Consider the following 26,527-nt stretch of genomic DNA (forward strand, 5'->3'; position numbering starts at 1 on the left):
CGAGAGTTCGGTGACATCTATTGCAGATAAGCGGTTGTTTTGCGGCGACGAACGGTTCACGTCTGCGATGCCCGGTGACCTCCTGCGGGTGCATAGGATGGAGGTGATGGACAAGACGCTGACGGGTAAGAAGCGCCGGGTGCGCCGGATCAACCGCATACTGGGCGAGGTCTATCCCTATGCCACAGCGGAGCTGGACTTTGAGAATCCCTTCGAGCTGCTGGTGGCCACTGTGCTCTCAGCACAGACCACCGATGTGCGCGTCAACTCCATTACTCCCGAACTGTTCCGCCGGTTCCCCGATGCTGCGGCCATGGCAGATGCCGATGAGCAGGAACTCAGCGACATCATCAAACCCACCGGTTTTTATAAGGCCAAGACCACCTCACTGCTGGGTCTTTCCGCGGCTCTGGTCCAGCGTCATGGAGGCCAGGTTCCGGACTCCTTGGACGAGCTGGTGAAGCTTCCCGGCGTGGGCCGGAAAACGGCGTTCGTGGTGCTCGGCAATGCCTTCGGTCGGCCGGGGATTACGGTGGACACCCATTTCGGGCGGCTGGCCAGGCGCCTGGGGATGACCCAGCAGCAGGATCCGGTGAAGGTCGAGCACGAGGTCGCGGCTCTTTTTGAGCCCAAGGATTGGACCGCACTGTCCAACCGGCTGGTCTTTCACGGGCGGCGCATCTGCCATTCCCGCCGTCCGGCATGCGGTGCGTGCCCGATTGCTCAGCTATGCCCCTCCTACGGTGAGGGTGAGACCAACCCAGAGCTTGCCAAGCAGCTGCTGAAGTATGAGCTGGCTCCGGGGCGGGAGGACCTGCTGGAGAAGATGCGGGCCGGGGCCAGCCGCCGTCAGCTTCGCGCTGAGGGCTATCCGCTCAGCGCCTGAGGCGCAGATGAAGGGGTTTCAACGACTATGACGGCACCGGATCAGGCAGACCCGCTGGACCCCGAGCCCGCTGCGGCGCGGGCAGCTGCCTCTCGCACGGAGCCGGCCGTACCGGTGCCCACAGACTACGACGGCGTGGCCTCGGCTCTGACCCGACTACTCGATTCCGCCCGGGGTTATCAGCAGGCGTTCCCTGAGGCCGCGGCAGCTGGCGGCTGGTGGAATCCGCTGCCCCTGGAGCAGCCGCCGACCACCCCGACGGTGGATCCGCTGAACGCACGCCAGGCAGGCGTACTGGTGCTGATGAGCTGCACCGGGTCCATCGAGGGCCCCCGAGTATTGCTCACCGAGCGGGCGACCGGGCTTCGCAAGCACCCCGGACAGATTTCTTTCCCCGGTGGCTCCGCCGATGACACTGATGCGGACATCGTGGCCACCGCCTTGCGGGAGAGCCAGGAGGAGACGGCACTGGATCCGAGCACCGTCGTCGTGCTGGGTACTTTGCCCCCGGCTCCGGTGCCTGTCAGCGGATTTATGGTGACCCCGGTGCTGGCGGTGACCAGGGACTGCGGTGTGCTCACTCCCTCGGAGGACGAGGTGGCGCGGGTGCTGCAGCTTCCGGTGAAGGAACTGGTCGCCGCTGAGAGCCGCTATTCGGCAGTGCTGATGCGTGACAACGTGAAACTGAGCTCACCGGCGTTCTGGACCCATGATTCCTTTGTCTGGGGGTTCACCGGGATTCTGCTGGACCGGATGCTGGATCGGCTGGGTTGGGCTGAGCCGTGGGATCCCGACCGGGAGCTGGACCCTCGGCAGTTCCGCCGGAGTTAGCTGGATCTGTCCGGGGCCGCCGGTGGCTGAGCGGACAGAGTTTCCCCCAGGCAGGGTTTTCCCCAGGCCGGCACAACGGCTCTGGCGCGCCGACAGGCTCCCCAGTCAGTAGCAGGAAGCCTGCGCGGTTCCTAGGTGAGGGATCAGTCTGGAAACATGACTCGCGCCCAACCGGCAGAACGGACTTCACCATCACCGGCAGATGAAGCCGCCGCCGGTGATGAACCACGGCTGCTGCTGGTCACCACTGATGATCAGCTGCGCGATGAGATTGCGCTGATCAGCGCGGTGATCGGTGCCCGCTTGGAATGCTCCAGCCAGTGGCCGGCACCGGGCGGTCCGCGACCAGAGGCGCCGCTGAAGGCCCGGGGCAGTCAGCCGGTCAGACCGGTGGCGGTGCTCTGTTCGCCGGAGGCTGCCGCAACGGCCCCCACTCATGAACCGGTCTTATTAGTGGGCCGTGCCGCGGGGAACCTCTGGGAGGCCGCCGCCGAGCATCCGCAGCTGACTCCTGTGCCGCTTCCGGCAGCTGAAGCGTGGCTCAGTGAGTATCTGAGCAGCCGTATCACCGAGCAGCACCGCGCCCCGGTCGTTGCGATGGCCGGGGTCTTCGGCGGGGTCGGCTGCACCACTATCGCCTACCTGTGTGCCGCCGAGCTGGCAGTGCGGGAGGTTGTACCGCTTTTGCTGGACGCCTGCAGCGGACCAGGCAGCGGAATCTTCGAACTGGTCCCGGAGAACTCAGGTATCCGGTCCCGGAGGCGGGCGGGTAACCGTCGTCGCAGCGGTAGCGCTGCAGACCCGGCAGCAGAACTGAGTGGTCAGCTGGACTGGCAGCTGCTCTCTCAGACAGAAGGCCGGCTCTCCCCGGCGCATCTGCGCACCGGGCTGCCGGTATGGGAAGGCATCGCGGTACTGACCGGGCGGACACCGGCTCCGGGCGCACAAGCTGTGCTGGCCGCAGCGGATGCCGGTAGGCGATCCTTCGACGCAGTACTCATAGATGCCGGCCACCGGCCCGAGACGATTCTTGGACTCACCGATTACCTTGACCACCTATTCCTGATCACACCACCGTGCCCACGGGGCGCGGCCTCCGCTCGGGAGCTGATATCCCAGCTGCACCGGCAGCCCGGCCGGCAGCCAGAGATCTCAGTGGTCACCAATGGCCGTGCTGCCACCGGCTGGGACAGTGCACAGATGCAGCAGGCCACCGGAGTGCCGGTGATTGCCGATGTGGCCGAACAGCGCTGGCTGCGTCGCAGCGATGACCTCAGCACTGCTTATGAAATGCTGCGCAGTTCCCGCGGAGCGGCCCTGATCGGGCGCCTCTTGGAGACATCGGGGGTGACCAGTGCGCACTGAGCAGCTCGAGGCGCTGCGGGACAAGCTGACCACCTCAGCTGAACCGGTGACAGCGGCCCGGATCGCCGAAGCCGTACGCTCCGAGGGCCTGGCGCTGGGCTCGGGGACCACACAGCAGCTGGTCAAGAAACTCCGCGATGAGTTAGTGGGCCTGGGTCCGCTGCAGCAATTTGCTGAACAGCCTGGCATCACGGATGTGGTCCTGGATGGCCACGGAGAGATCTGGACCGACGGCGACGGCGGGCTGCGCAGCACCGGAGTCAGACTCGAAAGTGAGGAACAATCCCGTGCCCTGGCTCGCCGGCTGATTTCGGTGGCTGGTGGCCGACTCGATGAGGGACATCCCTGCGCAGACGGGCGAATCGGGACCTACCGGGTGCATGCGGTGCTGCCCCCGGTCGCAGTGGAAGGAACCATGATCTCGGTACGTGTGGCCAGGGGGTCCTCAGCAACACTTGAACAGCTGGCCACCCAGTGGATCAGCCCGCAGGTCTGGTTGCCGGTACTGCGATATCTGATCCGGCAAAGGATGAACTATCTGATCTCCGGGGCCACTGGCTCAGGGAAAACATCGCTTCTGGCGGCCATGCTCACCGAGGTTCCCGCCACCGAACGGATCATCGTGGTGGAAGACACCGCCGAGCTCATGCCCGAGCACCCCCATGTGCTGCATCTGCAGGGCCGCCAGGGCAATATCGAAGGCACCGGCCAGGTCGGGATGGGTCAGCTGGTGCGAGAGACCCTGCGGATGCGGCCGGACCGGTTGATTGTGGGGGAGTGCCGGGGTGGGGAGCTGCGTGACTTCCTCACCGCGATGAACACCGGACATCACGGTGCCGGTGGCACGCTGCACGCCAACTCACCCCATGCCGTTCCAGCGCGGCTCATTGCCATGGGAGCCCTCGGCGGACTCAGCCCCGAGACAGTGGGCCTGCAAGCCGGTGCTGCCCTGGATGCAGTCATTCATGTGGAACGCCGGGGCAGTTCTCGGCTACCGGTGGCGCTTTCGGCACTGACCTATCAGGACGGGGCCATCCGGATGAGGCCGGTGCTCACCGTCACCCATGACGCAGCAGAACCACAGGAAGAATGGGACCGGTTCTTCGCTGACCTTCCCCATCCCCGGATGATGCTGCCACCCGGTGGCGCAGGTGGAGACTTCCCTGCAGCGGGGCCCCGGCATAGGGAAGAAGAATGACCGGGCTGTGGGCAACTGCGGCCGGGCTGCTGATCATCTCTTCGGTGCTGCTCCTGATTCGGCCTGCACCGGCCGGCTCAGGACCCGACGGTTCCGGAGGCACCGGCAGCCCGCGGAGGGGCCTGCACCAGTGGCCGGTCAGCAGCTGGCTGCGACGTCGGGGCGTTCATCAGTTGCAGCTGGGCAAGGAGGCAGCATCTTTACTGCGGCAGTTCGCCGCACTCCTGCAGTCCGGCCGCGGGGAGGCCCAGGCCTGGGCGGAGCTGCATCGGCACTGGAGTCACAGTGCAGCAGAGCACCCTTTCAGTGACATCACTCAGCAGGTCAGCGGCTCCTTACAAGCCGGAGTCGGCAGCGCTGAGGGCCTGCGGCGCTGTGCCGAACAAGCAACCGACCCGGAGATCCGCGGACTGCTGCAGCGCCTGATGACAGCAGCGACACTGTCCTCTCAGACCGGAGCTCCATTATCAAAACTGGTGGAACAGATGGCGCAGTCCCTCGAAGAAGCCGCCCAACTGCGGGCAGCTGTGGAGACCGCGACCGCCGGGCCGAAGCTCACTCAGCTGATCCTCACTCTGCTGCCAGCTGGAGGCATACTGCTGGGACATCTGATGGGAGCTGACCCGCTGCAGATTCTCTTTGGCGGCGGACTGGGGATGCTATGCCTGGTGATCGGAGCAGTATGCCTTCTTCTCGGGCGACTATGGAGCCACCGGCTGATCTCCTCCGTACTGCAGGAGATGCCATGAGAGCCCTGCTGGCCGGAGCGGTTGCGGCCCTGGCTATTGCGGCGGTGCTCCTTCTTGTGCCAGCACCGGCGCGAACCCCGAGGCGCCACGCTGCTGCGCTGCGAGTCTGGCGTGCGCGGACGAAGAAACCATCCGCCAATGATGGAGAAGTTGATGCCGCCACGCTGCTGGACCTCACAGCAGCATTGCTTCATGCCGGAACAGGAATCGAAGCGGCCCTGGACAGGCTTTCGCGCGCCGCCCCCGGGGCACAACCGCTAGCGCAGGTTTATCGCAGTCTCGCCGCTGGAGCCTCCTGGGACCACAGCGTGCACAGCTTGTCGCCCTACCCGCAGTTGGGCAGGTTCTGCTCGCACCTGCGGTTCGCCTATGCCACCGGGGCGCCCACCGCCAGCATGCTCGAAGCCGCCGCAGCCCAGGCGCGGGCAGAGCAGCGCCAGGCAGCCGAACGCCGGGCAGCTGAACTCGGAGTGAAGATGATGCTTCCCCTGGGAGCCTGTTTCCTGCCGGCATTCATCGTGCTCGGTGTGGTGCCGGTGGTCATCAGCATGATCCCTGACGCACTCGGCATCTAAAGCCGCAGTCGGGCTTTGCAGCCGCTAGCGTAGAACCATGCTCAATCGATGGCGACGCGACCGGAAGCTGAAGAAGGTGAAACCAGGGGACGGGCACCCCGTGAAGCCCTACCGCTGGTGGCAGCCGCTGACTCGGTCCATGTTCAGCCATGAACACCGCGCTCAAGACGGGGGAACAGAGACCTACACCGTCTCCGTGGACTACTTCGACTTCAGCAGCACCTCCGGGGCCTATCGCGCCGACCTCTACCGCAACGGCCGCCACCATGCCTCCGCTGACCTGCCGGCGCTGTTCAGCGTCCCAGGAGGGCATATCGAAGTGGCAGCCACCCTCACCGGGCTCAAACGCATCCACTTCATACCCCAGGGTGCCCACGCCAAAGAAGGCCGCCTCCTGACACCAGAGCCCCGCTCAGGCGAGGGGCTGCGTGCCGCCCTGGACCGCAGCCACCCCACGGTGAGTGCATGGATCGGCCGTGGCGCCGTCGTCGTACTGCTGATTGCGCTGATTCTGGGGATTCCGCAGACCATCGAAGCGATCACCCACGTTCCCTGGGTGGCCGAGAACATCGGGACCTTCACCTCACCTATTCAGCTGCCCGCATGGGCCAACACCGCACTGCTGATCGCCGGTGGCCTGGCAGCTCTGGAGCGCGCCCTGACCATCCGGTATCACTGGCTTCTGGATGGGGACTTCGGGGAATGGGACAGCTGAGCTGCGCTCATCGCTAGGCCGAGGCGGCAGCCTCTTCAGCGGATATAGCGGCTCAGATGCTGCGCGGTGAGCGTGTCAGCTTCCACCAGCTGAGCCGGCGTTCCGGTGAAGACCACCTCGCCGCCGTCGTGCCCTGCTCCCGGGCCAAGATCGATGATCCAATCGGCATGGGCCATCACTGCCTGGTGATGTTCGATGACGATCACCGTCTTCCCTGAATCCACCAGCCGGTCCAACAAGCCCAGCAGGTTCTCCACATCCGCAAGGTGCAGGCCAGTGGTGGGCTCATCAAGGATGTAGATGCCACCGTCATTGCCCATATGAACCGCCAGCTTCAGGCGTTGCCGTTCGCCGCCGGAAAGCGTGTTCAACGGCTGCCCCAGACGCACATACCCCAGCCCCACATCGGCCAGCCGGAGCAGGATCTTATGGGCCGCCGGCAGCTTGGCCTCTCCGGCAGCAAAGAACTCAGCGGCCTCAGTCACCGGCAGATCCAGCACCTCCGCGATGTTCTTACCACCGAGGGTGTATTCCAGAACCCCCGGACGGAAGCGCCGACCCTCGCACTCCTCACAGGGGGCCGAGGCCGAGGCCATCACTCCAAGATCGGTTTCGATCACCCCGGCACCGCCGCAGGCTGGGCAGGCGCCCTCCGAGTTCGCGGAGAACAAGGCGGGCTTGACGCCATTAGCCTTGGCGAAAGCCTTCCGGATGGGCTCCAGCAGGCCCGTATAGGTAGCCGGGTTGCTGCGCCGCGATCCCTTAATAGCGGACTGGTCAACGGCCACCACTCCGTCCTGGCCCGCCACGTGCCCATGGATCAGTGAGGACTTGCCGGATCCTGCCACGCCAGTGATCACGCTCAGCACGCCCAGCGGGATATCGGCATCGACGTTCTTCAAGTTATGTGTCCCAGCGCCGCGGATCTGCAGCTGCCCGGTTGGTGTGCGCACGCTGTCCTTCAGCTGGGCTCGGTAGGAGAGGTGCTGCCCGGTGAGGGTGCCAGAACTCTTCAAACCCTCCAGATCGCCGTCGTAAACCACCTGGCCGCCAGCGGAACCAGCACGCGGACCCATATCGATCACATGATCGGCAATAGCCATCACCTCGGGCTTATGCTCCACCACCAGCACTGTATTGCCCTTATCCCGCAGGCGCAGGAGCAACTTATTCATCCGCTGGATGTCATGGGGATGCAGCCCCGCGGTGGGTTCATCAAAGACGTAGGTGACATCGGTCAGCGCTGAGCCCAGGTGGCGGATCATCTTCACCCGCTGAGCCTCGCCGCCGGAGAGTGTGCTGGAAGCCCGGTCCAGGGACAGATAGCCCAAACCGATCTCCGTGAAGTGCCCCAGGGTCTTGCTCAGTGAATCCAGCAGGGGCTGCACCGAAGGTTCCTTTAGCCCGTCCACCCATTCGGCCAGGTCAGTGATCTGCATGGCGCAGGCTTCGGCGATATTGATGCCTGCGATCTTTGCGGACCTGGCCGAAGCGTTCAACCGGGTGCCTGCACAGTCGGGACAGCTGATATAGGTGACCGCGCGGTCCACGAACTCGCGGATATGGGACTGCATAGCCTCACGGTCCTTAGACAAGAAGGACTTCTGGATCTGCGGGACCAAACCCTGATAGGTCATATTCACCCCGCCGATCTTGACCTTGACCGGCTCACGATGCAGCAGATCATGCCATTCGGTCTCGGTGTACTGACCCACCGGCTTATCCGGATCGAAGAACCCGGACTCGGCATAGAACCGCACGGACCAGCCGCCAGGCTTATAACCGGGGATGGTGATGGCCCCGGCGTTCAAAGAGAGGGACTTATCCACCAGCTGGTTCAGATCCAGGTCGGTGACATGCCCGGTGCCTTCGCATCGTGGGCACATCCCGCCCAGCACGGTGAACTCCGCGCGTGCCGGTTTTTTGGTGGCGGAGGCCTTCTCCACAGTCAGCGAACCCTTGCCGGAGGCGGTTGCCACATTGAAGCTGAAGGCATTGGGCGAACCGATATGCGGCTGACCCAACCGGGAGAACAGAATCCGCAGCATGGCGTTGACATCGGTGAAGGTGCCCACGGTGGAGCGAATATTGGCCGCCAAGCGCTCTTGGTCCACCAGGATGGCGGTGGTCAGACCCTCCAGAACATCCACATCAGGACGTGCCAGGGTGGGCATGAAGCCCTGCAGAAACGCTGAATAGGTCTCATTGATCATCCGCTGGGATTCCGCGGCGATGGTCCCGAAGACCAATGACGATTTGCCCGAGCCGGAGACGCCGGTGAAAACCGTCAGACGCCGTTTAGGGATCTGCACCGACACGTTCTGGAGATTGTTTTGCCGAGCCCCCTGGACCCGGATGACGTCGTGGGAATCAGCAGCATGGATGCCATCGCTCATGACTGGGAGTCTAGTGCGCAGACAGCGCTGCTGAATGGTCTGCCGCCAGCGCTGAGCCGATAGGTTTGAGGCATGCAGATCAACGGGCTCAGCCTGGACCGGCCGGCACACGAGGACATCGACGCGGTCCACGCCATCTACAGCGACCCCCGGGTTTGGACCCATCTGCCCAGCGGGTGCCACCAGGAACGGACGACGACGGCGACGATGGTTGAGTACTGGATGGCCGGTTGGGAACGCGATGGGCTTTCGGTCTGGATCCTTAGAGACTCTGACGGCGTGGTGATCGGCAACGCCGGGTGCATGATCCGGGCCCGGACGTTCTGGAATCTGGGCTATCGGCTTGCCTGGGGAACCCACGGCAGGGGCTACGCCAGCGCCGTCTCCCAGGCCGCTGTGCAGGCAGCCACCCAGCATCGGCCAGACCTGCCGGTGGTGGCCTACATGCTGGAGCACAATCCGGCATCGGCCAGGGTTGCGGAGAAAGCGGGTCTGCGGCGGCAGTACCGCGGACCCGATGCCGGCAACCCGGATCCCCAGGCAGTACGGCTGGTCTATGCCGACCGGGAACTGACACCTGAAGTCCTTCAGGCTGTACTGAAATAGGAGGTCAGCCAGGGAGGAGCGGGCTCGGGATCAGTTCATGGGGAAGACGGCCACTGGCAGTGCGTGGCTGACCAGGGGGTCTGCGCTGCGCTGGGCGGCCGCTTCGGTCATGGACTCCAGCATCATCCGTGGATCAAAATCCCCACCCAGCTCAGCCAGGTACTGGGCGTGGGCTTCAAGTGAGGCGATGCCGCGCTGCAGCGGCTCACCGCTGACATCCACCAGGTGATCGGCGGATCCGCCGAAGACCAGCAGCCAGCTCACCGCCCAGGGTTCAAGGCCCTGCTGGGTCAGCTCCGGGAAGACCCAGGGATTATCAGCATCGCGGATGGCATCCACCGTGGCCAGTCCGGTGGCGCGGTGGTCGGCATGGTTGAGTCCCCAGCTGACTTCAAGGTCCCAAGTCTGGGTCAGGACGAGGTCCGGTTTCAGCCGCCGGATATGCCTGGCGATCGCCTGGCGAGTGGCGAGGTCGCTTTGGAGGGTGCCATCCGGGAAATCCAGGATCTTAAGATCCTCAACGCCGACGACGGCGCAGGCGTCCTGCTGCTCGCGTGCGCGCAGGGCCGCGGCCTCTTCCGGATGACGCGAGCGCATTCCGGCCTCACCGGCGGTCAGCAGCAGGTAGGAGACCTCGACGCCGCGGGCTGACCAGCGGGCGGCAGCGGCAGAACCCCCGTACTCCATGTCATCAGGATGGGCGGCCACACACAGCACCCGGGTGATCTCGGAGTCATCAAACAGCGGAAGGGACTCGGAACTCATGGGTTCATCCCACCACGCCGGAGGTGCTGAGGGAAGGGCAGTGCCTGCCAATCGACCCCTCACCCGCGCAGCTGCACGCGGTCCAGCAGCGTATGCTGCGGCCCACCAGATGTTCCGGCCCCGAGTTCCGAGAGCATCAGGTGGGCCTGGTCAGCCCGCCAGGAGGGCCCTTCATAGATCGAAAGGGCGGCCGCCCGGGCTTGGAGCTGTTCTGCAGCCCGGCGCCTGTCGCGGGCCCGGGCCAGAGTGACATGGGCCCGACGTCGTTCCCTTGCCGGTGCGCCGCTGGTGCTGTACTGGGATCCCGCTTGTTCGCATAGGCGCATCAGCGCAGTCAGCGGACTGGTGCCGCTGCTGTGGGAGGAGATGTGCTCCGTCTGCACTCCGGCCCACAGAACCTGCCCGGAGAACACTCCCGCGCCACGAAGTCGCAGAGACAGCGGCGCTACGGCGCCCAACTGCTGCTCAAGCGTTGTGCTCAGATCCTCGACGACGCCGTCTGGAACCTCGCCATAGAAGGCCAGTGTGATGTGTCGCTGCTCTTCAGGCACCCAGCGCAGTGCGGGCCGCCGATTGCCCGGAGTCTGCGGGGCTGCGGCCTCTACTGAGTGCACTGCCTCCTGAAGGTGTTCGGCTACATGGTTCGGCAGTGGCAGCGATAAAAAGAGCCTCACATGGGCATCAGCAGCTAAACGGTGTGGGACATTCCCGCCGTGGCTATGTGGGCTGGCGCAGGTTGCGGCGTTCCTTAGCTGTGACGCGTAGGCCAGAGGCGATCAGGATCCGCACCAGCTCGTGGCAACTCACCGGCACCGCTCCACGTGCAATCAGAGTCTCGTAGCGGAATGCCGGCACATCGTAGTGGTCTAAGTCGAAGGCTCGCGGGGAGAGTTCGGCACCAGCGGCGAAGGCATGGAGCTCTTCCAGCGAATGGTCGGAGATCAAGTGAGAGAACTCGGTGCCGTGTGCTGGCCACATCGGCGGGTCGATATAGATGGTCATGAGGGCAGGCAGTCTACTCCTGGAGTCTCTGAGGCGGTCTGCGCAGCTGGGTGATACCGACACCGGCTAGACAGATGGCACCACCGATGATCGCCAGCACCGGGGGAGTCTCGCCCAGCAGCATAGCTGAGGCCGCAACCACCAGTGCTGGGACGGCAAGGTTGCTGGAGGCCAGCTGTCCGGTGGAGAAATGGTTCATGGCGTAGCCCCAGAAGAGGTATCCCAGGGCGGTTGGTCCGGCCCCCAGGTACACCGCGCCGAGGATGGTGGAGAGCGGGGCCGCGGTTATGGCGGTCACCGCCTGTGGGGTGAAAGGCAGCAGCGCGGCGGTGGCGGCGAGGCATCCGATCCACATGGTGGCTAGCGGATCAATGCTGCGCAGAACGACCTTCTGGACCAGAACCCCAGCGCTGTAGAGCACTGCCGCCAGGAAGGACAGCACCAGCCCAACGATGGCCACATGTCCGAGGCTTCCTGCCACCGCGATGAGAATGATGCCCAGCAGTGCGGTGAGGATGCCGCTGAAGAGCCTGCGGGAGAAGGCCTCTCCCAGGAAGAACACCGCCCCGAGTCCGATCATCAGGGGTGAGAAGTTGATGATCAACGCTACCGTGCCGGCATCTAAGAAGTGTCCGGCCCAGTTGAAGACCAGTGTGTAGAGGGCGAAGCTGAGCACCCCGAATGTCAGGGTCAGCAGCAGGACACGCGGGGAAGGGCGGATCGGCCGCTGGCGCAGAACCAGCAGCAGAATGCTCAGCACTGCTGAGGCGGTGACCAGTCGAAGCAAAGCAAAGGGCCCGGGTGCAATATCCGGTGCGGCCCAGCGCATCACGATGAAGGCGGAAGCACTCATCAAGACAGTGCCGCATACGGCCAGAGCGGGCAGCAACGGTGTTGACCGACGGCGGGACGGAGCTGCGTTCGGCAGTGGGGGCTGGGCCAGTACGGGGGCATGAATCGTCATGGAGAAATCCTCGCGCCAGCAATTGTGAAGCACAAGCAAACATTTATGGATGTTTGATTAGCTGTGCTTTATGGTTGGCGCTATGGATCTCAACCGAGTGCGTACTTTCCTGGCTGTGGTGGTCGAGGGGACAGTGCATGGGGCTGCGGGCAATCTTGGCTACACACCATCGGCTGTGAGCCAGCAGCTGCATGCTCTCCAGCGCGAAGTAGGCCTGGAACTCCTGGAACGCCACGGGCGAGGGCTACGTCTGACTGCTGTGGGTCGTCGTTTTGCTGCTGAGGCTGAGGCGTTGCTGGACCAGGCGTCCCGGCTCAACAGTCTTGCCGCTGACCTTCGGCAGGGGAGGACCGGTTCGTTGACGATAATGCACCTGAACTCTGTGGGCGGTGCGTGGATACCTCAGATCGCCGCGCGGATGGCTGAGGAGTTTCCGGCTCTGCGGCTGGATTTCAGGCTGTGGGAGCACAGCCAGGGCCGTGGTGAAGATCCGGATGTGGAGATCAACTTAGCTGGAGCGTGGCCGCAGTCTGCGGCGGCCACAGAAACCTATGAGACCCGTGAGCTGCTGACTGAGCCCTATGTGGTGGTTCTGCCCGCTGGTCACCGTCTAGCCGGACGGCCTGAGGTGGAGCTGGAGGATCTGCGGCAGGAGAGTTGGATCGATAACACCGGAACCCAGGGCAGCTGCAGCAGGATCGTCCACGACGCTTGTGCAGCCCGCGGATTCAGCCCGCCATACCGCATGGAGACCCAGGGCGATGGCACCGCCGTCGCCTTTGTGGAGACCGGTGCTGGCATTACCTTGATGCCCCAGTTGAGCTTCGCCACCGCGCGGGCGGATCTAAGCAAAGTGGCCGTGGCCCGCGTGGTGAATCCCACCCCCACGCGCACGCTGTTGGTGCGCACTAAGCGGACCCTGCTGAATAACCCCGCTGTGCAGCGCATCCTGCAGCTGTTGCAGGAGCAGACAGCAGTCACCACTGAGCACGCGGAGGCGGTGCAGGAACAGCAAGCTGCCCTGGATTATCAGGGCGCTCATGATGAGCAGAAGACCATGGCGATTTCATAGCGGCCCCCTCAGCAGCTGGGCCTTACGGAAGAGCCTCGGGTGGGCCGGCCCGGGCCGAGCTGTGCACCCGCAGTCCCGGAAGGTTCAGTTGCTGAGCGAGTGAGCCGATACTCACTTCACGGCTGACGGTTACGGTGACTTCCGTAGGGAAGAGCCCGCCCACCTGGCATGCCTCCAGTACTGCGCCGTTGCGCGCCGTCACCTGCTCTGCCACAGTGCAGGGGTCCCCCTGGCGCAGCCCGCGTGCAGCATCTGCTGCGGCCAATGCGGCCAGATCCGCAGCTCTTGCCGACTGCACGGAGGCGGCGCTGACGCTGCTGACCACGGCCACCAGCGATAAGCAGATCAACAGTGTGAAGATGATGGCCAGGGCCGCAACAGTGCCCGAACCGGTGTCCTCGCCGGGCCGGAAGCCGTGCCGTGGAGGACCGCAGGTCATCACGGGGCTCCGGGTAACTGTTCGATGCGGACATGGGCCTCAGCCTCATGGTCCACAGTCAGCTCTAGCAGTCCCAGGATCTGGACCGGGCGCCGAAGGGTCACGACGGCGTATTCGCCCTCATGACTGAGCTGGACGGAGCTGTCTTGCCCCGCGGCTTCGCGGGCAAGCCGGGAGGCCGTATCGGCAGACGTTCCGCGGGCCAGCTCCCGGGCGGCGGTCCGGGCACCTTCTTCCACACTCACTCGGGCGGCCCCGTGCACGCCCAAGCCGAGCACCAGCAGCAGGACAAGTACCACGGCCGGCAGCGCCAGCGCGAACTCGGCGGTGACTGAACCGCGTTCGGCAGGTTCTGCTGGCGCCGCCCGGCGTCGTCGTCCCTTCAGGTCTGGCATCGGAGTTAGTGGCTCAGTGCTCGCTGGACCACTGATTCCAGAAGGCCCTGCACGGTGTCAGAGGTCAGCACAGCTGTCAGCAGCCCCGCGAAAGCAACTGCGGCAAGCATGACGATCCCGTACTCTGCGGTGGCCAAACCGTCCTCGTCCTGCTCCAGGCGACGCAGCGCAGCGCGACCTTCTGCCGAATCCAAAGGCTTCGGCCAGGTGGTCTTGCTCATGGTTCTCTCCGTTCTCTCAGCGAAGGTGTCGTGTCCGTGGTGATGGGGACACCTTCACTCTGCGGCACCGCGAGGGTTCCGGCCCGAGAGAGGGAGGTGAATTGTGGAAAACTCGGCGCAAGCCAAGTGCTGCGCCCAGTAGGGGAAAACCCCGCCACACGCTGCCTATGGCAGGGCAGGCGCCAGTCTCCCAGTGGACTGGGATCCCGCCCCGCACAGTGCGTCTGACATCAAGGGGGGTGCAGCTGAGGTTGTCGAACCCGGTACGCGTGGGGCGATGTAAATGGCGATAGCCCCTGCCTTACGTGCGTCCTCCTGACGGACGAACGGTTCGACTGTCTGCACGATTTGCGCCCCTTCTCTCTCCCTCAGCGCGTCAGCCTTTGAGTTATACGGCTCTCAGACTCTGCTCATACTGTCTGCAATGCCAATGTAGATCTCTGTTCGGTCCGCGCTTTCGAAGATGTGGAGGTAAGTGGTCATGGATTCTCTCCTAGCCGCCTAGACAGCCACTGGTGCGCCGATAATAAGTCAGGCCTATCGGGTGCGTTCGTGCGGTGACCCCGGGCTAAGTAGTATCCGAGACATATGCACGCCTGCCGCTACCAGGGCGAGCCCACCAAGAGAAGGGGCAATGGCCCACAGCCATCCGCTTCCAAGACCGTCTTTCAGAGACATCAGCCACGCGGTGAGAACTCCGCCGCAAGCGGTTGCTATAAGCGCGACCGTCCATACAGCAATAAACGAGGCTGCGATACGGATCTGGATCCGCCCAGTGGACGAGAATAACGCAAGTACGCCACGTGTCTCTCGCATCGATGACAAAGCGAACCTCGTGCTAATCAATAAACAGATGACTAGAAGTATGCCTGCGCCCAGATTGACCGTGATGAGTAGCCTAGCTTCGTTCGCCCACGAATCGGGATCAATTTGAACCATCTCAGCTCCCGGTGCGATCCGCGATACGTAACTGCGAAACGCAGCCTGTTCAGGTCCCGAGAACGTGTAGAAATCTGTGAAAACCAGCTGCCGCAAGTCACTCACTTGTAAGTTCAGCTCGCCGATCAGTGCTGATTCTTCTCCAATGACTGCACCTGCTAGTGGCGGAACTAGCCCTTCATCCGGTACGACCTCGTCCACCTGTATTCGACGATCGGTATCGCTTTGGCCTGAGGGGAAAGTGACGATGAACGTTTCCTCGTCATCGACGAGATCCGGGGCTGCTCGGACCGTGTTTCCTCCATCCGGGGCTATTACGGCGTAGCTCAGTTTGGGTTCTAGGCCGCAGAGTTCGGTGACGAACCAGGGATCAGGTTCCTCGTGTTCATCCATGCACTGAACGACAGCCGGGGACGTCACTCGGAAGTCGGATACGTCTTCCAGCGGAAGAAGATACGCGGTTGGCTCGGTTCCGCCTGCTTCAAGGTAATATGCGCGCAACTCGGCTGCCTGCGCTGAGGGTATGGCATCTACTGCCAAACTGCCCGGTGCCATCGTGGGAGATGCGGCCGCTTCTGCAGAACGGTAGGCGTGCGTAGTGTACGCCGTGAACGTTACCGTGCTGACGACCAGCGCTGAAGTCACGATCGCAGTGGCAAGGACAATGAACCCTCCTTCCCTTGTCGCTCGTCGCAGCACAGGCGGGAGGAGAACTTTGCGAAGTACCGCCGAGTAAGCCCATGGAGCGATCACGAGGGTGATAAAGATTGCCAGCAGAGCCGGTTCGGGGGAAACCCATTGTTGCGATGCTCCCCAAACCAATAGTGCGGAAACGACACTGGCGGAGATCACTGTGATTACCGCGACTCGTGGGGTGTCTGCGTTGAACCGCAAAGGCCAGTGGCGACCACGAAAGGATTCCGATACTGAATGTGCTCTTAGTCCTATGACAATCCCTAGGGATCCGGCTGCAAGGGGTATAAGGAGGATTGGCGAGACCGGAGGCACAATGCTTAGCCAGTCTTGGGCGAAAAGCCCCGATATCGATTCACGTCCCCACCACGTGGCACCCAAAGCTAAAGCTATCCCGGCCAGTGCGGAGGGAACTATGACTGCGGCAAGCAACACGCTGAGTACTTTCAAGGTACGTCTGCGGGTAAAGCCGGCGGCGATAAGGCCTCGAAACGGCTGCACTAGAGAGCGGGCGAGGACCCATGCACTTATTCCGAGAAGTATCCCAAACGCTAACCAGAGTCCTTGTAGGACATTCAGGCCATGAGTGAAGTATGTCGCTGAGGCATCGGCTGCTGCGACGGCCTTCAAGGCTCCCAGGGAGTTGTAGGTGAACAACTTCTGCTCGAACAGAGACGTCTGTTCACTGTCCAAGAACGGGTCTTCAGTGGTTATGAAAGCGCTGACTGAGTCGTCGTCGACATCTGTCAACATATAGGCCTGTTGAGTATCGGTCGAGGCCGGGTCTTTAAAGATGCCCGTGACTGTGGAGTATGTCACGGCTCCGTCGGCGTGCTGTACTTCCACCTCGGAGCCAACTGACGCGCTAAGGTCCGTCGCTGTGGCCGCTGAGACAATGATGTCTGTACTGGCAGCTGGGCGCTCCCCAGTAACCAGTCGACCTAGGACCAAGGATGGGTCTTCATAGGAACGAAGGGGATTCTGAGTCAGCCGGTCACCGTGCCGTATGGCTGCGCTGGTGTCGGCTAAAGGAATCCAGGTGTCTACGTCCAAGCCCGTCGATGCAGCTTCCCCAGTCGTAGGCTGCATGATGTGTGCGTGTTCGGAGAAGTGATGGCCGACGCTGGTACTAGCAGCGTGCTCTAGGGAGTCCCGCACCGTTGACACGGCGGTGATTGCGCCCGAGAAGACCAAGACGCAAACGATTAGCGGGATGAGACTCTTCCAGTAGTAGCGGCTCGCGTACCCCGCTACTTGGAGTGCCGAGAAGCGAGTGCGTCTCATCGAGTACGCTTCACTTTCGCCGAGCGAAGTTCGAACACACTGTCAGCCTCAGCTATAAGAGCCGGATCGTGTGTGGCAGCGAAGACTACTTTTTTGTTCTTGTGTGCCACCTCGTGCAGCAAGTGCGCGATCTCGATACTGGTGGCTTCATCCAAAGAACCGGTGGGCTCGTCGGGGAGCAGAATGGGTGTGTTTACCGATAGGGCTCGCGCAAGAGCGAGTCGCTGCTGCTGCCCTCCTGAGAGTTCTTCGGGTTTCCGCTCTGCGAGTCCTTTCAATCCGACTGTCTGCAGCAGGGACTCGACATTGGGCTCAGGGCTACCGTGAACTTCAGCCGCGAGCCGAACATTGTCTGCCGCGGACAGGAAGGGGATTAGTTGAAAGTCCTGAGGGACGTACATCGCGCCGGCAATACCCCCGGGCAGGTCCGCGTTATCAATGAGGACTTCGCCACTGAGGGGTTGCTGTAGTCCCGCGATAATCCGTAGAAGACTAGATTTACCCGTGCCACTAGGCCCCACTATGACAGCTAGCCCGGGTGCCACCTTAAATGCAACTTCCTCAAGGACAGTAAGTGTGGAATCACCGTCCGGGTAGGTCAGTGAAACTCCATCAACAGAGAGCAAGCTGATTCCCTTCACACAAGGGTGGCCCGGCCAGCAGGCCGGGCCACCCTGCGAACGTTTTTTTAGACGTCACGCACCGAGTAGTATGCGCCGCGGGTAAGCGTTGAAGACTTTGTGCTGTAGGTGGTATTCGTGCGCGTAAAATACGATGTGTGGAAGTCCGGATTCCCGATACGATCTAGACTAATACGAGCCTTCTTGTTCCCTGCGATCTTACTGCAGCGACCTTGTGCTTTATAGCTTGCCGGCAGCCAGCCGCGATCGTCGACCAGGACGTGCGAGGCGCTACATGTGGTCGATGCATTCGCTGATGTTAGGCCAACGAATCCAGTGGCTACCAGGACAAGGACTGCACGCTGCACTTCACGCTAGTTCTGAGCCGGGAGGTATCGATCCTGCTCGATGTCCAAATAGCGATGCATCAGCGCTGCCGGAACATCCCCATCGGCAGCCTCAGCCTCCAGTCCCTTGGCCATGCCCGGCGCTTTGGAGAGGGCATATGGCACCGGAGGCAGCAGAGGAGTGTCCCGGTCAGTGTGAACATCAAGCACTACCGGGCGGTCCGCGGCAAATGCCTCGCGGTAGGCGTCTTCGAGTTCGTCCGTAGAAGAGATGGATATCCCGCGCAGCCCATTGAGCTCAGCGAACTTCGCATAGTTGAAGGACGGCAGGCTCTGGCTGGTGGGGAAACGCGGCTCGTTCTCCTTCTCCCGCTGCTCCCAGCTCACTTCTGCCAGATCATCGTTGTTGAGCACAACGATCACGAACCGGGGGTCACTCCACTGCCTCCAACGGTGGCTCAAAGTGATCAGCTCATTGATACCGAGCATCTGCATGGCCCCGTCACCGCTGAGCACTGCAACTGGCTGATCAGGTCGCGCTTCCTTTGCCGCCGTGCCATAGGGGATGGAGCAGCCCATGCTGGCCAAAGTGCTGGAGAGATGGGCAGCGCCCTGCGGCGGAACGGACATCTGTCGCACGTACCAATACACGCAGCTGCCTACATCCAGAGCAAGCAGAGTGTCATCAGGGAGATGGTCGTTGAGCGTCCGTGCAGCGGCTTCCGGGTTGATCCTCTCCATCTCTACCCGCGCGCGGCGGGCAGCGACGTCGTGCTCATCCTCCACCAGGCGGTGAACGGTCTCTCGCCACCGCGACGACGCCGGAGGATCCACCAGCGAGCTGAGAGCTCGTACCGCCTCGGCCGCGTCACCTACCACCCCGACGTCGATCGGATGGTGATTGCCTATTTTCGCGGGGTCGTTATCGATCTGCACCGTGGTGCATGAACCGGGTTCTGGGTAGTACTCCGTCCAGGGGTCATTCGAGCCAATAATGACCAGGGTGTCGCAGCTCAACAGCACCTGAGCACTGGCGGTAGTGCCCAGATGGCCCATGGTCCCGGCCACCAGGGGGTGCAGCTCATCGATGTGGGGCTTTCCAAGCAGGCTCGTGGTGACACCGGCCCCGAGGATTTCAGCGAGCTCCAGCACTTCGGGTCCGCAGTTGCGCGCGCCCTGACCCACCAGGAAAGCGACCTTGCTGCCGGCATTGATGACGGCGGCGGCCTCCTCCAGCGACGCATCTGCCGGTGTGACCTTCGCCGGCTGCCAGGCCGGGGCCGTCTGTACGTAGCCATGCTCATGCGGGATCTCCGGGGCAGGACCTGACTGAATATCCTGGGGGATGATGACCACCGCCGGCCCCGCTGAGCTCAGTGCCTGTCGGAATGCTTTGTCGATCGCCAGCGGAAGCTGTTCGGCAGTGGAAACCTGGAGCGTGAAGCCGGCAACGTCCTGGAACAGGGTGTGCAGATCCACTTCCTGCTGATCACCTGAGCCCAGGGTCGTCGTCGGCTGCTGTCCGATGATGGCCACCACCGGGACACTGTCGAGTTTTGCGTCGTATAGCCCGTTGAGCAGGTGCAGCGCACCGGGACCCTGGGTGGCGGTGACGACGCCGGGGCGACCCGAGTACTTGCTGTAGCCGACGGCCATAAAGGCTGCGGACTCTTCATGACGGGTTTGGATGAAATCCACGCCGGCGTTGTCATGCTGAGATCGCCTGATGGCACCCACTAGAGCATTGTTCCCGTCCCCGGGGTACCCGAAGACCCGCTCGACGCCCCACTGCTGAAGACGTGACACCACAAAGTCGGCACCGTTGGCCTGCTGGTTCTCAACCACAGCTCACTCCTCTCGATCCCTGTTGCACAGGATCTGGGTTCCCGGCGGATTCCTTGCTTGTAGCCGAGAGTACGGTGGGAGGACGGCAAGAACTAGGGAGTCAGGCGAGTTCCCAGAGGACTCGAAGGTTGTGTTCTGGAAGCGGAGCTAGCTACTGACATTTCACATTACACACTGATATGGTTCGCACGGGTAACCATTTCCGTATAAGAGTGCCGGTAGCCGTGCCGTGGCCCCTATGAAGGAGAAGTAATGTCCGAAAGCGCCGTTGACGAGAAGACCTCCCCGGAAGAACCGCAGCTGGCTCAGGATGACTTTGTCACCACCGAGCACGTCCTGTCCCTTCCTGACGGCGAGCTGTCATATCGCGCTACTGCCGGGCGGATGGTCATCGCAGAGGAGAAGCTCGACGACGGCGTGTTCAAGGGCGCTACCCCCAAAGCCCAGGTCTTCATCACCTCCTACGTCAAAACCGTAGACGGCGCTCCGGACCCCTCCCGGCCGGTGCTCTTTGCCTTCAACGGAGGTCCCGGCTCATCCTCGGTCTGGCTGCACATCGGCCTGTTCGGGCCGCGGCGGGTGGTAGCCAATGATGTTGACGAGCGAGCCAAGCCCCCATATGGCCTCACCGATAACACCGAAACGCTGCTCAAGGACGCCGATCTGGTGTTCATCGACCCCATGACCACCGGTTTCTCACGGGCTGCCGAAGGCGCTAAGCCAGCCGAGTACCACGGCTTCACCGGGGACAGGGATCTTGTGGGCGAGGCTATTCGCCTGTGGCTGTCTCGGAACCACCGCTGGCTTTCACCCAAACTGCTGGCGGGGGAATCCTACGGCACCACACGCGCTGCCGCGCTGGCGGGCTATCTGGCCCAGCGCCACGGCATCGCCATCAATGGAGTCATGCTTATCTCCGCTGTGCTGGACTTCGGCACGGTCTTCTTCTCGGAAGGAAATGACCAGCCCTTCATTCATTTCCTGCCGACCTACGCCGCCATTGCGCACTACCACGGCTTCCATCCGGGCAAAGACGTGGAGACCTTGGTGGAGGAGGCAGCAGAGTTCGCCTACGGGGAGTACACCCGAGCCCTGGCGAAGGGTGGTCGCCTCCCCACAGAGGAGTTCGACGCCGTCGCCGAACGGATGGCAGAACTGACGGGGTTGGGTCTGGAGTATGTGAAGCTCGCTGATCTGCGCGTTGATGCCCATGCCTTCTTCGGTGAGCTGCTGCGTACTCGGCGGCTTCGAGTCGGCCGCCTGGACTCCCGCTTCACCGGGCACGTCGGTGTTGCCACCGGCGACGGACTCGGCGATGACCCCTCGTATCCCATCATCCAGTACCCCTACACTGCGGCGATCAATCACCTTCTGGGCGCAGAGCTCGGATACTCCTCAGACCTGGTCTACGAGATCATTTCCCGCAGGGTGCATCCGTGGTCCTACAAGGAGTTTGAGAACCGTTCGGTCAATACGGCCGAGGACCTGGCCTTCGCCATGCGCGCCAACCCGGATCTCAAGGTCTACGTGGGCTTCGGCTACCACGATTCCGCCACGCCATTTGCGGCCTCCGAGCATGTTCTTGCGCATCTGCGAATCCCCCAGGAGGCTCACGCTGACATCGTGCGCCGGTACTACCCGGCCGGTCACATGATGTATGTGCACCAGCCCAGCCGGATCCAGCAGTGCCAGGATCTGGCCGAGTTCCTCGCCTGGAGTGTCGGCGCAGGCCAGAAGCCGGAGTCCAACGGGCCCGTTATCTGATTGCCGCAGCCATTATCCGCACCCGCACCACACCAGCAGATCTAGACCGCGATCATAAGATCTACCGAGGACTATCAACGCAGGGATGAGCCGGCTGAGTCGGTGAAGAAGGCCACCTACGAGCTGCCCGTAGCCTTCACCGAAATCTTCGCGTTTACGCCGTGCAGCAAGGAACACCCATGCGCGACTTAGTGCTTCCCGCAACTTGTCAGTCTCGGCGGACCAGCGCGCGGATGCCCACGGTGACTCCGAGGGCGCACCAGGCGAGAATGACGAGAAAGTCCTGCCAACTGGTGGTGTAGGTGTCCGCCAGCAGCCCTGCACGGAGGAGATCCGCCGCTGGCCTGAAAGGAAGCACGTCGTGGACGGTCTGGAACCAGGCCGGGAGTTGGCTTGCAGGGAAGGTGACCGGTGAGAAGAGCATCACGAAGAACACCAGGATCTGGGTGACGAGTTGCGTGATCAGCGGCGGCAGCATCACGGCGATCGCATATCCGACGGCGGCCGCGGTGACCGCAATGAGGATGGATGCGGTCAGGAGAACGGGCCAGTTGAAGGAATAGCCGAATCCGTACCGGAGCTGCGCCACGAGCACCGCGACGGCGACGCTCGGCAGGCAGACAGCGAGCCAGATCGTGAGCTCGGCCAGCAGCAGCAACGGCCGTGGTACGGGCAGTGTCCGCAAGTAGGTGAATGCTCCAGTGGTGCGCGCCTGCGCCACGCCATGCGGCACCATGACGAGTCCGATGACCATCAGGAGCACCGTGGGCGCTCCGGTGGAGAGGAACTGTGCCGATGAGGTGTCGATGTCAGGGATGATGAATCCGAATCCGATGATGATCGAGGCCGCGAGCAGAGCCTGGACCACGATGACAAATGGCAGCATGGCGCCGATTTGCGCCATAGTCCAGCGCAACAGGGTTCCGTAGCTCAACCAGGTGCTCGTGCGAGGAGGTGGCTCGGCAGGCCTCGGTGCCGGCGTTGCGAGAGCTGTTTGTTCAGACATCGGCAGCGCCTCCCGCAGTGTTGGTGCTGGCCACGCCCGTGGCGGCGAGGTATGCGTCCTCGAGGGTGGCCGGGGCCAGCGCGTAACCCTCGATCTGATCGGATGACCGGAGGGCCGTGGCCCAGGCCACGGCCGCTTCGGCATCGCGAGCAGCGAGAGTGAGCAGCATCCGGCGTCCGGAGCGAACACGCCGCGTGATTGCGATCGGCGCCTCGGGGAGCGACTCCGAAGGGTCGGCGTGGTCCGAATGGAGCGAGATCTCGAGCTGGAGGTCCTCGGCGCCCGATCCTCGGAGGTGGCTCGGCGAACCTGCGGCGACAACCCTCCCATGATCGAGGACGACGAGCGAGTCGACGACACGTTCTGCCTCTGCAACGTTGTGGGTGACGAGCAGCACGCCTGCTCCATCGTCGGCAAGGCGGCGCACGGTCCTCCACAGACGTCGACGCCGCCCGGCGTCGACGTCGTTGGTTGGTTCATCGAGAACGATCAGCGGCACCGGCGCGACGGCTGCCATGGCGAACGCGGTGAGACGGCGGACCCCGCCCGACAAGCCGCCGCCGGGAGTTGCTTGACGGTTGAACCACTCGCCGATGTCCAGTTCATCAGCCAGAGCGCGCGCAGCGCTGCGGGCGTCGGCACGCGACATGCCCCGGAGCCGACCGGCAATCTCGATTGCCGTCTTCGGCGTGAGGCCGTCCAGTGGCGCCTGCGACTGCGGCTGAAGCGCGACGCATCTGCGCGCGGTGGCCGGATCAGCCACCGCGTCTGCGCCTGCGACCGCGATCGAGCCGCCGTGGGGTCGCAGCAGTCCGACCACTTGCGAGACCAGTGTCGTCTTGCCCGCGCCGTTATGGCCCAGCAGCCCGACGACCTCCCCGGCATGCACTCGCAGCCCGATCCCATCGTTTGCGACGACCGCACCGAACTTCCGGGTTAGGCTCTCCACCTCCAAAACAGCACCACTCACGTCGCGCCTCCATTCATATACCGACGGTATTTATATACCCACGGTATATGAATGCGCGTAGTACGGCAACAACTAGGATGACGTCATGCCCGGTTCCAACCCAGCTCACCCTCTCCGGCAGCGACGCACGCACGCGCAACAGCGAAGAGAGACCCGCGAAGCGCTTGTGATCTCGGCGCTCAACGCATTCGCTCGTGACGGCTACCACGCCGCGAACCTGGAAGGTATTGCTGCGGAGGCCGGGTTCTCCAAAGGGGCGGTGTACTCGAACTTCGACGGCAAGTCGGGGTTGTTTCTTGCTGCAATGGACTACAACTTGGAGACGCTGCGCGGTGAGGACTGGAACCCCCTCCGCAAGGCCGACAGTGGTGCCGTTGACCCATCGGCGGCCCAGAACGCGGACGGTGTGGATGCCGCAGGACTGGTGCGAGGCTTCGGGCTCGCCACGCTGGAGTTCATCGCGACGGCAGCCAGGGACGGCGATCTCGTCGTCGCGCTCCAGCAGCGTATGCAGGTGATGATCGGGGCCTACGAGAGAATCGCTGCCCAGTCTCGACCAGCCAGTGAACGTCTGCCCGTCGAGGACGTTGCCCGGCTCATGGCCGCGCTCGACCAGGGCATGTCCGTGCTGGCGCTGAGCGGCATCACGAACATTGACGGCGCCTTGGCGCGCGCCGGTCTCAATAGACTGGTGGATCCATTTGAGGCTGCCGGCGAGTCTGCCCCCATACGGGACGGTCAGGCGGAGCCCCTCGCCGATGTCGCTCGCGTGCAGAGGCTGATCGGCGACGTCCTCGGGACGTGATTCAGGGCAGTCGCGGGACTGACCATTGACGAAGGGCGCGGCATGGCCGCGGCCCCTTCCGCGGCGGTCGCCATGATCGCATCCACTCCGTCGGGAGTTCCAGCTTTGAACGCGAGGTCACTTACACCCTCCAGGCGGGGTCGGCTCAGACCGGTTTCTTCGGTCGCGGCGTCGAGGATCTCGCTGGATCGAATGCGCGCATCGTACCGGCCTGTCCAGGGTGCTGAGTCCCGTTGATCAGTGAGTGAAAAACGCGGGAGGCAGAAACAGTCATAAAAAACCCTATCGCCTGTGACATTGCACATGTTACTGTGTGTGATCTGGTTCGCATCGACAACTATCGGCGCTTGAAGCTCTCAGGAGGAGTGCACATGAACGAGACCGCAGCAGATCGACTCAGCCGCCTCTACACGGACGAATGGAGCTGGCGCACGAGTGAACTGGGATCCATGACTGGCAAGGCTCAGGTTGATGGATTTCTGCCTGATGTCAGCGCAGAGGCCCAGCAGGCACGGTTGAGTCGATGGGAGCAGACGCTGCAGGAACTTCGGGAGATTCCGCGCGAGGAGCTTCCGCAAGCTCAGCAGGTGGACTATGACGTCTACGAGAGCCAGCTGCAGGTGCTCGTGGAGGCGCAGCAGCACCGTATGTATGAACGTCCCGCCACCGCCGATGACGCGTTCTGGCGCCGCATGGCCTTCTCCGCTATGCGTTTGGTGCTGGAGACTGAAGATCAAGCCCGTGCCTACATCGACCAACTGAGTCAGATTCCACGCTACTTCGACCAGCAGATCCAGAATATGCGGGCTGGTGTGGATCGCGGGTTCGGCCCGGCTCGGGTTTGCATGAACGGGCGGGAAGAGCCCGTGCGGGCCATTGCAGAAGCCACCGCAGCATCCGAGGTCTCGTTCTTCCGCCCCTTTGCGAGCCTGCCTTCCACTATGGACCAGTCCCTGCGCCGCAGTCTGCAGGAGCAGGCCGCGGCGGTGATCGGCGAGGCAGTGATTCCGGCATACGGTGATCTGCTGACGTTCCTGGAGCAGGAGTATCTGCCGAAGCTGCCGGAGTCGATCGCCGCACTTGATCAGCCCGGGGGAGAGGCCTTTTACCAGTCCCAACTGCGCGAGTACACCACCACTGATCTCTCCGCCCAGGAGATCTTCGATATCGGCAATGCCGAGGTCAAGAAGATCCGTGAAGAGATGGAGGGCATCGCCGCAGAGGTCGGTTTTGGAGGCGATCTACCCGGCCTCTTCAACTTCATGCGCACCGATCCGCAGTTCTACGCCAAGACACCCAGGGACCTCGTCGCTCAAGCGGCATACACCTGCAAGGCCTTCGACGGCTTGATCCACCAGTATTTCGGCAAACTGCCGCAGCAGCGGTTCTCCATCATGGAAACACCGGCAGAGATCGCGGCCTTCGACACCTTCGGCCGCGGAGCGCCGGATCGTTACATTCTGAACACCTATAACCTGCCAGCGCGGCCGCTGTACTCCCTTCCGGCTCTGACACTCCATGAATCCGCACCGGGGCACTCCTTCCAGCTTTCCCTCGCACTGGAGTTGGATTTGCCGGATTTCCGTCGCCTCTACATTTCGGCTTTCGGTGAGGGATGGGGACTCTACTGCGAGCGGCTCGGTGAAGAAATGGGGATGTATGAGACCCCTTACGAGCGATTGGGCATGCTGTCTTTCCAGATGTGGCGGGCAGTCCGCCTCGTGGTCGATCCAGGGATGCACGCTCTGGTTTGGAGCCGCGAGCAGGCCCAGGACTTCCTGCGTGAGAACACCGCTATTGCCGAGCATGAAATCGTGACCGAGATCGATCGTTACATCTCCTGGCCCGGCCAAGCTGCTGCCTATTACCTGGGCCAGTTGAAGATCCAGGAGCTCAGGGCCAAGGCGGAGCAGGAGCTGGGCCAGGACTTCGTGCTGCGTGAGTTCCACGACGCCGTGTTGAGCCTGGGTAGCGTCCCGCTTCGCGTCCTCGAATCTGAGCTCAACCGGTGGATAGTTTCTGGCGGGCGTTCTTCCGTGTGACCTGGCTGATCTGGCCCATGCCGGGCACGCCTC

At 62.9% G+C, this 26,527-nt stretch carries 24 protein-coding genes and 1 pseudogene; 12 read left to right on the forward strand and 13 right to left on the reverse strand.

Annotated elements, in window-relative coordinates:
* Window positions 1-106 precede the first annotated feature (106 nt).
* The 7 genes from nth to ABEA23_RS06490 all read left to right on the forward strand — a co-directional run bounded on the left by nth (window position 107) and on the right by ABEA23_RS06490 (window position 6,319).
* The gene (gene nth, locus ABEA23_RS06460) at window positions 107-886 is read left to right on the forward strand and encodes an endonuclease III (protein WP_345477252.1); all 780 of its coding nucleotides are present in this window, start codon (window positions 107-109) and stop codon (window positions 884-886) included.
* Between the two features lie 27 nt (window positions 887-913).
* Window positions 914-1,717, forward strand: a complete 804-nt coding sequence (locus ABEA23_RS06465; protein WP_345477253.1) for an NUDIX hydrolase — start codon at window positions 914-916, stop codon at window positions 1,715-1,717.
* Between the two features lie 156 nt (window positions 1,718-1,873).
* Window positions 1,874-3,082: a CpaE/TadZ family protein gene (locus tag ABEA23_RS06470; protein WP_345477254.1), complete on the forward strand. Its 1,209-nt coding sequence runs from the start codon at window positions 1,874-1,876 to the stop codon at window positions 3,080-3,082.
* Window positions 3,072-4,280, forward strand: a complete 1,209-nt coding sequence (locus tag ABEA23_RS06475) for a TadA family conjugal transfer-associated ATPase (protein WP_345477255.1) — start codon at window positions 3,072-3,074, stop codon at window positions 4,278-4,280. The genes ABEA23_RS06470 and ABEA23_RS06475 overlap by 11 nt, the downstream gene beginning before the upstream one ends.
* Complete coding sequence (locus ABEA23_RS06480) at window positions 4,277-5,029, forward strand: type II secretion system F family protein (RefSeq protein WP_345477257.1); 753 nt, start codon at window positions 4,277-4,279, stop codon at window positions 5,027-5,029. Before ABEA23_RS06475 ends, ABEA23_RS06480 begins: the two co-directional genes overlap by 4 nt.
* Window positions 5,026-5,604 (forward strand): type II secretion system F family protein, encoded by a 579-nt coding sequence (locus tag ABEA23_RS06485; protein WP_345477258.1) that lies wholly within the window; start codon window positions 5,026-5,028, stop codon window positions 5,602-5,604. The genes ABEA23_RS06480 and ABEA23_RS06485 overlap by 4 nt, the downstream gene beginning before the upstream one ends.
* 37 nt (window positions 5,605-5,641) lie before the next feature.
* A complete protein-coding gene (locus ABEA23_RS06490; protein WP_345477259.1) occupies window positions 5,642-6,319 on the forward strand; it encodes a hypothetical protein in 678 nt (225 codons plus the stop codon).
* A gap of 35 nt (window positions 6,320-6,354) precedes the next feature.
* On the opposite strand, the gene ABEA23_RS06495 is transcribed toward ABEA23_RS06490, so the two are convergent.
* The gene (locus ABEA23_RS06495; RefSeq protein WP_345477260.1) at window positions 6,355-8,715 is read right to left on the reverse strand and encodes an ATP-binding cassette domain-containing protein; all 2,361 of its coding nucleotides are present in this window, start codon (window positions 8,713-8,715) and stop codon (window positions 6,355-6,357) included.
* Between the two features lie 72 nt (window positions 8,716-8,787).
* Here ABEA23_RS06495 and ABEA23_RS06500 point away from each other — a divergent pair, with 72 nt between their 5' ends.
* Complete coding sequence (locus ABEA23_RS06500) at window positions 8,788-9,321, forward strand: GNAT family N-acetyltransferase (protein WP_345477261.1); 534 nt, start codon at window positions 8,788-8,790, stop codon at window positions 9,319-9,321.
* 30 nt (window positions 9,322-9,351) lie between these two features.
* Here ABEA23_RS06500 and ABEA23_RS06505 read toward each other — a convergent pair whose 3' ends face one another.
* The 4 genes and pseudogenes from ABEA23_RS06505 to ABEA23_RS06520 form a co-directional block, all read right to left on the reverse strand.
* Window positions 9,352-10,086, reverse strand: a complete 735-nt coding sequence (locus ABEA23_RS06505) for a PIG-L deacetylase family protein (RefSeq protein WP_345477262.1) — start codon at window positions 10,084-10,086, stop codon at window positions 9,352-9,354.
* Between the two features lie 59 nt (window positions 10,087-10,145).
* Window positions 10,146-10,760, reverse strand: coding sequence for an RNA 2',3'-cyclic phosphodiesterase (gene thpR / locus ABEA23_RS06510; protein WP_425577134.1), 615 nt, complete (start codon window positions 10,758-10,760; stop codon window positions 10,146-10,148).
* Between the two features lie 55 nt (window positions 10,761-10,815).
* Window positions 10,816-11,088 (reverse strand): annotated as a pseudogene (locus ABEA23_RS06515) (DUF4031 domain-containing protein); the annotation flags it as partial.
* Between the two features lie 13 nt (window positions 11,089-11,101).
* The gene (locus ABEA23_RS06520) at window positions 11,102-12,052 is read right to left on the reverse strand and encodes a DMT family transporter (protein ID WP_345477264.1); all 951 of its coding nucleotides are present in this window, start codon (window positions 12,050-12,052) and stop codon (window positions 11,102-11,104) included.
* Window positions 12,053-12,134: 82 nt separating this feature from the next.
* Here ABEA23_RS06520 and ABEA23_RS06525 point away from each other — a divergent pair, with 82 nt between their 5' ends.
* Window positions 12,135-13,124 (forward strand): LysR family transcriptional regulator, encoded by a 990-nt coding sequence (locus tag ABEA23_RS06525; protein ID WP_345477265.1) that lies wholly within the window; start codon window positions 12,135-12,137, stop codon window positions 13,122-13,124.
* Window positions 13,125-13,146: 22 nt separating this feature from the next.
* Here the strand turns inward: ABEA23_RS06525 and ABEA23_RS06530 are convergent, their stop codons facing one another.
* The 6 genes from ABEA23_RS06530 to ABEA23_RS06555 all read right to left on the reverse strand — a co-directional run bounded on the left by ABEA23_RS06530 (window position 13,147) and on the right by ABEA23_RS06555 (window position 19,907).
* The gene (locus ABEA23_RS06530) at window positions 13,147-13,563 is read right to left on the reverse strand and encodes an Rv3654c family TadE-like protein (RefSeq protein ID WP_345478634.1); all 417 of its coding nucleotides are present in this window, start codon (window positions 13,561-13,563) and stop codon (window positions 13,147-13,149) included.
* Window positions 13,563-13,958 carry a TadE family type IV pilus minor pilin gene (locus ABEA23_RS06535; protein ID WP_345477266.1) on the reverse strand — a complete coding sequence of 132 codons (396 nt, stop codon included), beginning with the start codon at window positions 13,956-13,958 and terminating at the stop codon, window positions 13,563-13,565. The genes ABEA23_RS06530 and ABEA23_RS06535 overlap by 1 nt, the downstream gene beginning before the upstream one ends.
* A 5-nt stretch (window positions 13,959-13,963) precedes the next feature.
* On the reverse strand, window positions 13,964-14,179 hold the full coding sequence (locus ABEA23_RS06540) for a DUF4244 domain-containing protein (RefSeq protein WP_260072957.1): 216 nt from the start codon (window positions 14,177-14,179) through the stop codon (window positions 13,964-13,966).
* Window positions 14,180-14,716: 537 nt separating this feature from the next.
* Window positions 14,717-16,630 (reverse strand): ABC transporter permease family protein, encoded by a 1,914-nt coding sequence (locus ABEA23_RS06545; RefSeq protein ID WP_345477267.1) that lies wholly within the window; start codon window positions 16,628-16,630, stop codon window positions 14,717-14,719.
* Window positions 16,631-17,091: 461 nt separating this feature from the next.
* On the reverse strand, window positions 17,092-17,721 hold the full coding sequence (locus tag ABEA23_RS06550; RefSeq protein ID WP_345477268.1) for an ABC transporter ATP-binding protein: 630 nt from the start codon (window positions 17,719-17,721) through the stop codon (window positions 17,092-17,094).
* Window positions 17,722-18,089: 368 nt separating this feature from the next.
* On the reverse strand, window positions 18,090-19,907 hold the full coding sequence (locus ABEA23_RS06555; protein ID WP_345477269.1) for a thiamine pyrophosphate-requiring protein: 1,818 nt from the start codon (window positions 19,905-19,907) through the stop codon (window positions 18,090-18,092).
* A gap of 252 nt (window positions 19,908-20,159) precedes the next feature.
* Between ABEA23_RS06555 and ABEA23_RS06560 the strand changes: the two genes are divergently transcribed.
* Window positions 20,160-21,671 (forward strand): S10 family peptidase, encoded by a 1,512-nt coding sequence (locus tag ABEA23_RS06560; RefSeq protein WP_345477270.1) that lies wholly within the window; start codon window positions 20,160-20,162, stop codon window positions 21,669-21,671.
* A 208-nt stretch (window positions 21,672-21,879) separates the two neighbouring features.
* Here ABEA23_RS06560 and ABEA23_RS06565 read toward each other — a convergent pair whose 3' ends face one another.
* Both ABEA23_RS06565 and ABEA23_RS06570 read right to left on the reverse strand, forming a co-directional pair.
* Complete coding sequence (locus ABEA23_RS06565; protein ID WP_345477271.1) at window positions 21,880-22,677, reverse strand: ABC transporter permease; 798 nt, start codon at window positions 22,675-22,677, stop codon at window positions 21,880-21,882.
* Window positions 22,670-23,647, reverse strand: a complete 978-nt coding sequence (locus ABEA23_RS06570; protein ID WP_345477272.1) for an ABC transporter ATP-binding protein — start codon at window positions 23,645-23,647, stop codon at window positions 22,670-22,672. Before ABEA23_RS06570 ends, ABEA23_RS06565 begins: the two co-directional genes overlap by 8 nt.
* A gap of 85 nt (window positions 23,648-23,732) precedes the next feature.
* Here ABEA23_RS06570 and ABEA23_RS06575 point away from each other — a divergent pair, with 85 nt between their 5' ends.
* Both ABEA23_RS06575 and ABEA23_RS06580 read left to right on the forward strand, forming a co-directional pair.
* Complete coding sequence (locus tag ABEA23_RS06575; protein WP_345477273.1) at window positions 23,733-24,452, forward strand: TetR/AcrR family transcriptional regulator; 720 nt, start codon at window positions 23,733-23,735, stop codon at window positions 24,450-24,452.
* Window positions 24,453-24,823: 371 nt separating this feature from the next.
* Window positions 24,824-26,494: a DUF885 domain-containing protein gene (locus ABEA23_RS06580; RefSeq protein WP_345477274.1), complete on the forward strand. Its 1,671-nt coding sequence runs from the start codon at window positions 24,824-24,826 to the stop codon at window positions 26,492-26,494.
* The last annotated feature ends 33 nt before the right edge of the window (window positions 26,495-26,527 follow it).

The organism is Nesterenkonia rhizosphaerae (assembly GCF_039544555.1).
In the GTDB taxonomy this organism is placed as follows: Bacteria; Actinomycetota; Actinomycetes; order Actinomycetales; family Micrococcaceae; genus Nesterenkonia; species Nesterenkonia rhizosphaerae.

Excerpts from the sequence above, each read along its gene's own strand:
- ABEA23_RS06540 (WP_260072957.1), bottom strand. The coding sequence starts at position 14,179 with ATGAGCAAGACCACCTGGCCGAAGCCTTTGGATTCGGCAGAAGGTCGC.
- ABEA23_RS06575 (WP_345477273.1), top strand. The coding sequence starts at position 23,733 with ATGCCCGGTTCCAACCCAGCTCACCCTCTCCGGCAGCGACGCACGCAC.
- ABEA23_RS06560 (WP_345477270.1), top strand. The coding sequence starts at position 20,160 with ATGTCCGAAAGCGCCGTTGACGAGAAGACCTCCCCGGAAGAACCGCAG.
- ABEA23_RS06465 (WP_345477253.1), top strand. The coding sequence starts at position 914 with ATGACGGCACCGGATCAGGCAGACCCGCTGGACCCCGAGCCCGCTGCG.
- ABEA23_RS06565 (WP_345477271.1), bottom strand. The coding sequence starts at position 22,677 with ATGTCTGAACAAACAGCTCTCGCAACGCCGGCACCGAGGCCTGCCGAG.
- ABEA23_RS06520 (WP_345477264.1), bottom strand. The coding sequence starts at position 12,052 with ATGACGATTCATGCCCCCGTACTGGCCCAGCCCCCACTGCCGAACGCA.
- ABEA23_RS06480 (WP_345477257.1), top strand. The coding sequence starts at position 4,277 with ATGACCGGGCTGTGGGCAACTGCGGCCGGGCTGCTGATCATCTCTTCG.
- ABEA23_RS06500 (WP_345477261.1), top strand. The coding sequence starts at position 8,788 with ATGCAGATCAACGGGCTCAGCCTGGACCGGCCGGCACACGAGGACATC.
- ABEA23_RS06580 (WP_345477274.1), top strand. The coding sequence starts at position 24,824 with ATGAACGAGACCGCAGCAGATCGACTCAGCCGCCTCTACACGGACGAA.
- ABEA23_RS06535 (WP_345477266.1), bottom strand. The coding sequence starts at position 13,958 with ATGCCAGACCTGAAGGGACGACGACGCCGGGCGGCGCCAGCAGAACCT.
- ABEA23_RS06470 (WP_345477254.1), top strand. The coding sequence starts at position 1,874 with ATGACTCGCGCCCAACCGGCAGAACGGACTTCACCATCACCGGCAGAT.
- ABEA23_RS06485 (WP_345477258.1), top strand. The coding sequence starts at position 5,026 with ATGAGAGCCCTGCTGGCCGGAGCGGTTGCGGCCCTGGCTATTGCGGCG.
- ABEA23_RS06505 (WP_345477262.1), bottom strand. The coding sequence starts at position 10,086 with ATGAGTTCCGAGTCCCTTCCGCTGTTTGATGACTCCGAGATCACCCGG.
- ABEA23_RS06495 (WP_345477260.1), bottom strand. The coding sequence starts at position 8,715 with ATGAGCGATGGCATCCATGCTGCTGATTCCCACGACGTCATCCGGGTC.
- ABEA23_RS06490 (WP_345477259.1), top strand. The coding sequence starts at position 5,642 with ATGCTCAATCGATGGCGACGCGACCGGAAGCTGAAGAAGGTGAAACCA.
- ABEA23_RS06530 (WP_345478634.1), bottom strand. The coding sequence starts at position 13,563 with ATGACCTGCGGTCCTCCACGGCACGGCTTCCGGCCCGGCGAGGACACC.
- ABEA23_RS06525 (WP_345477265.1), top strand. The coding sequence starts at position 12,135 with ATGGATCTCAACCGAGTGCGTACTTTCCTGGCTGTGGTGGTCGAGGGG.
- nth (WP_345477252.1), top strand. The coding sequence starts at position 107 with ATGGACAAGACGCTGACGGGTAAGAAGCGCCGGGTGCGCCGGATCAAC.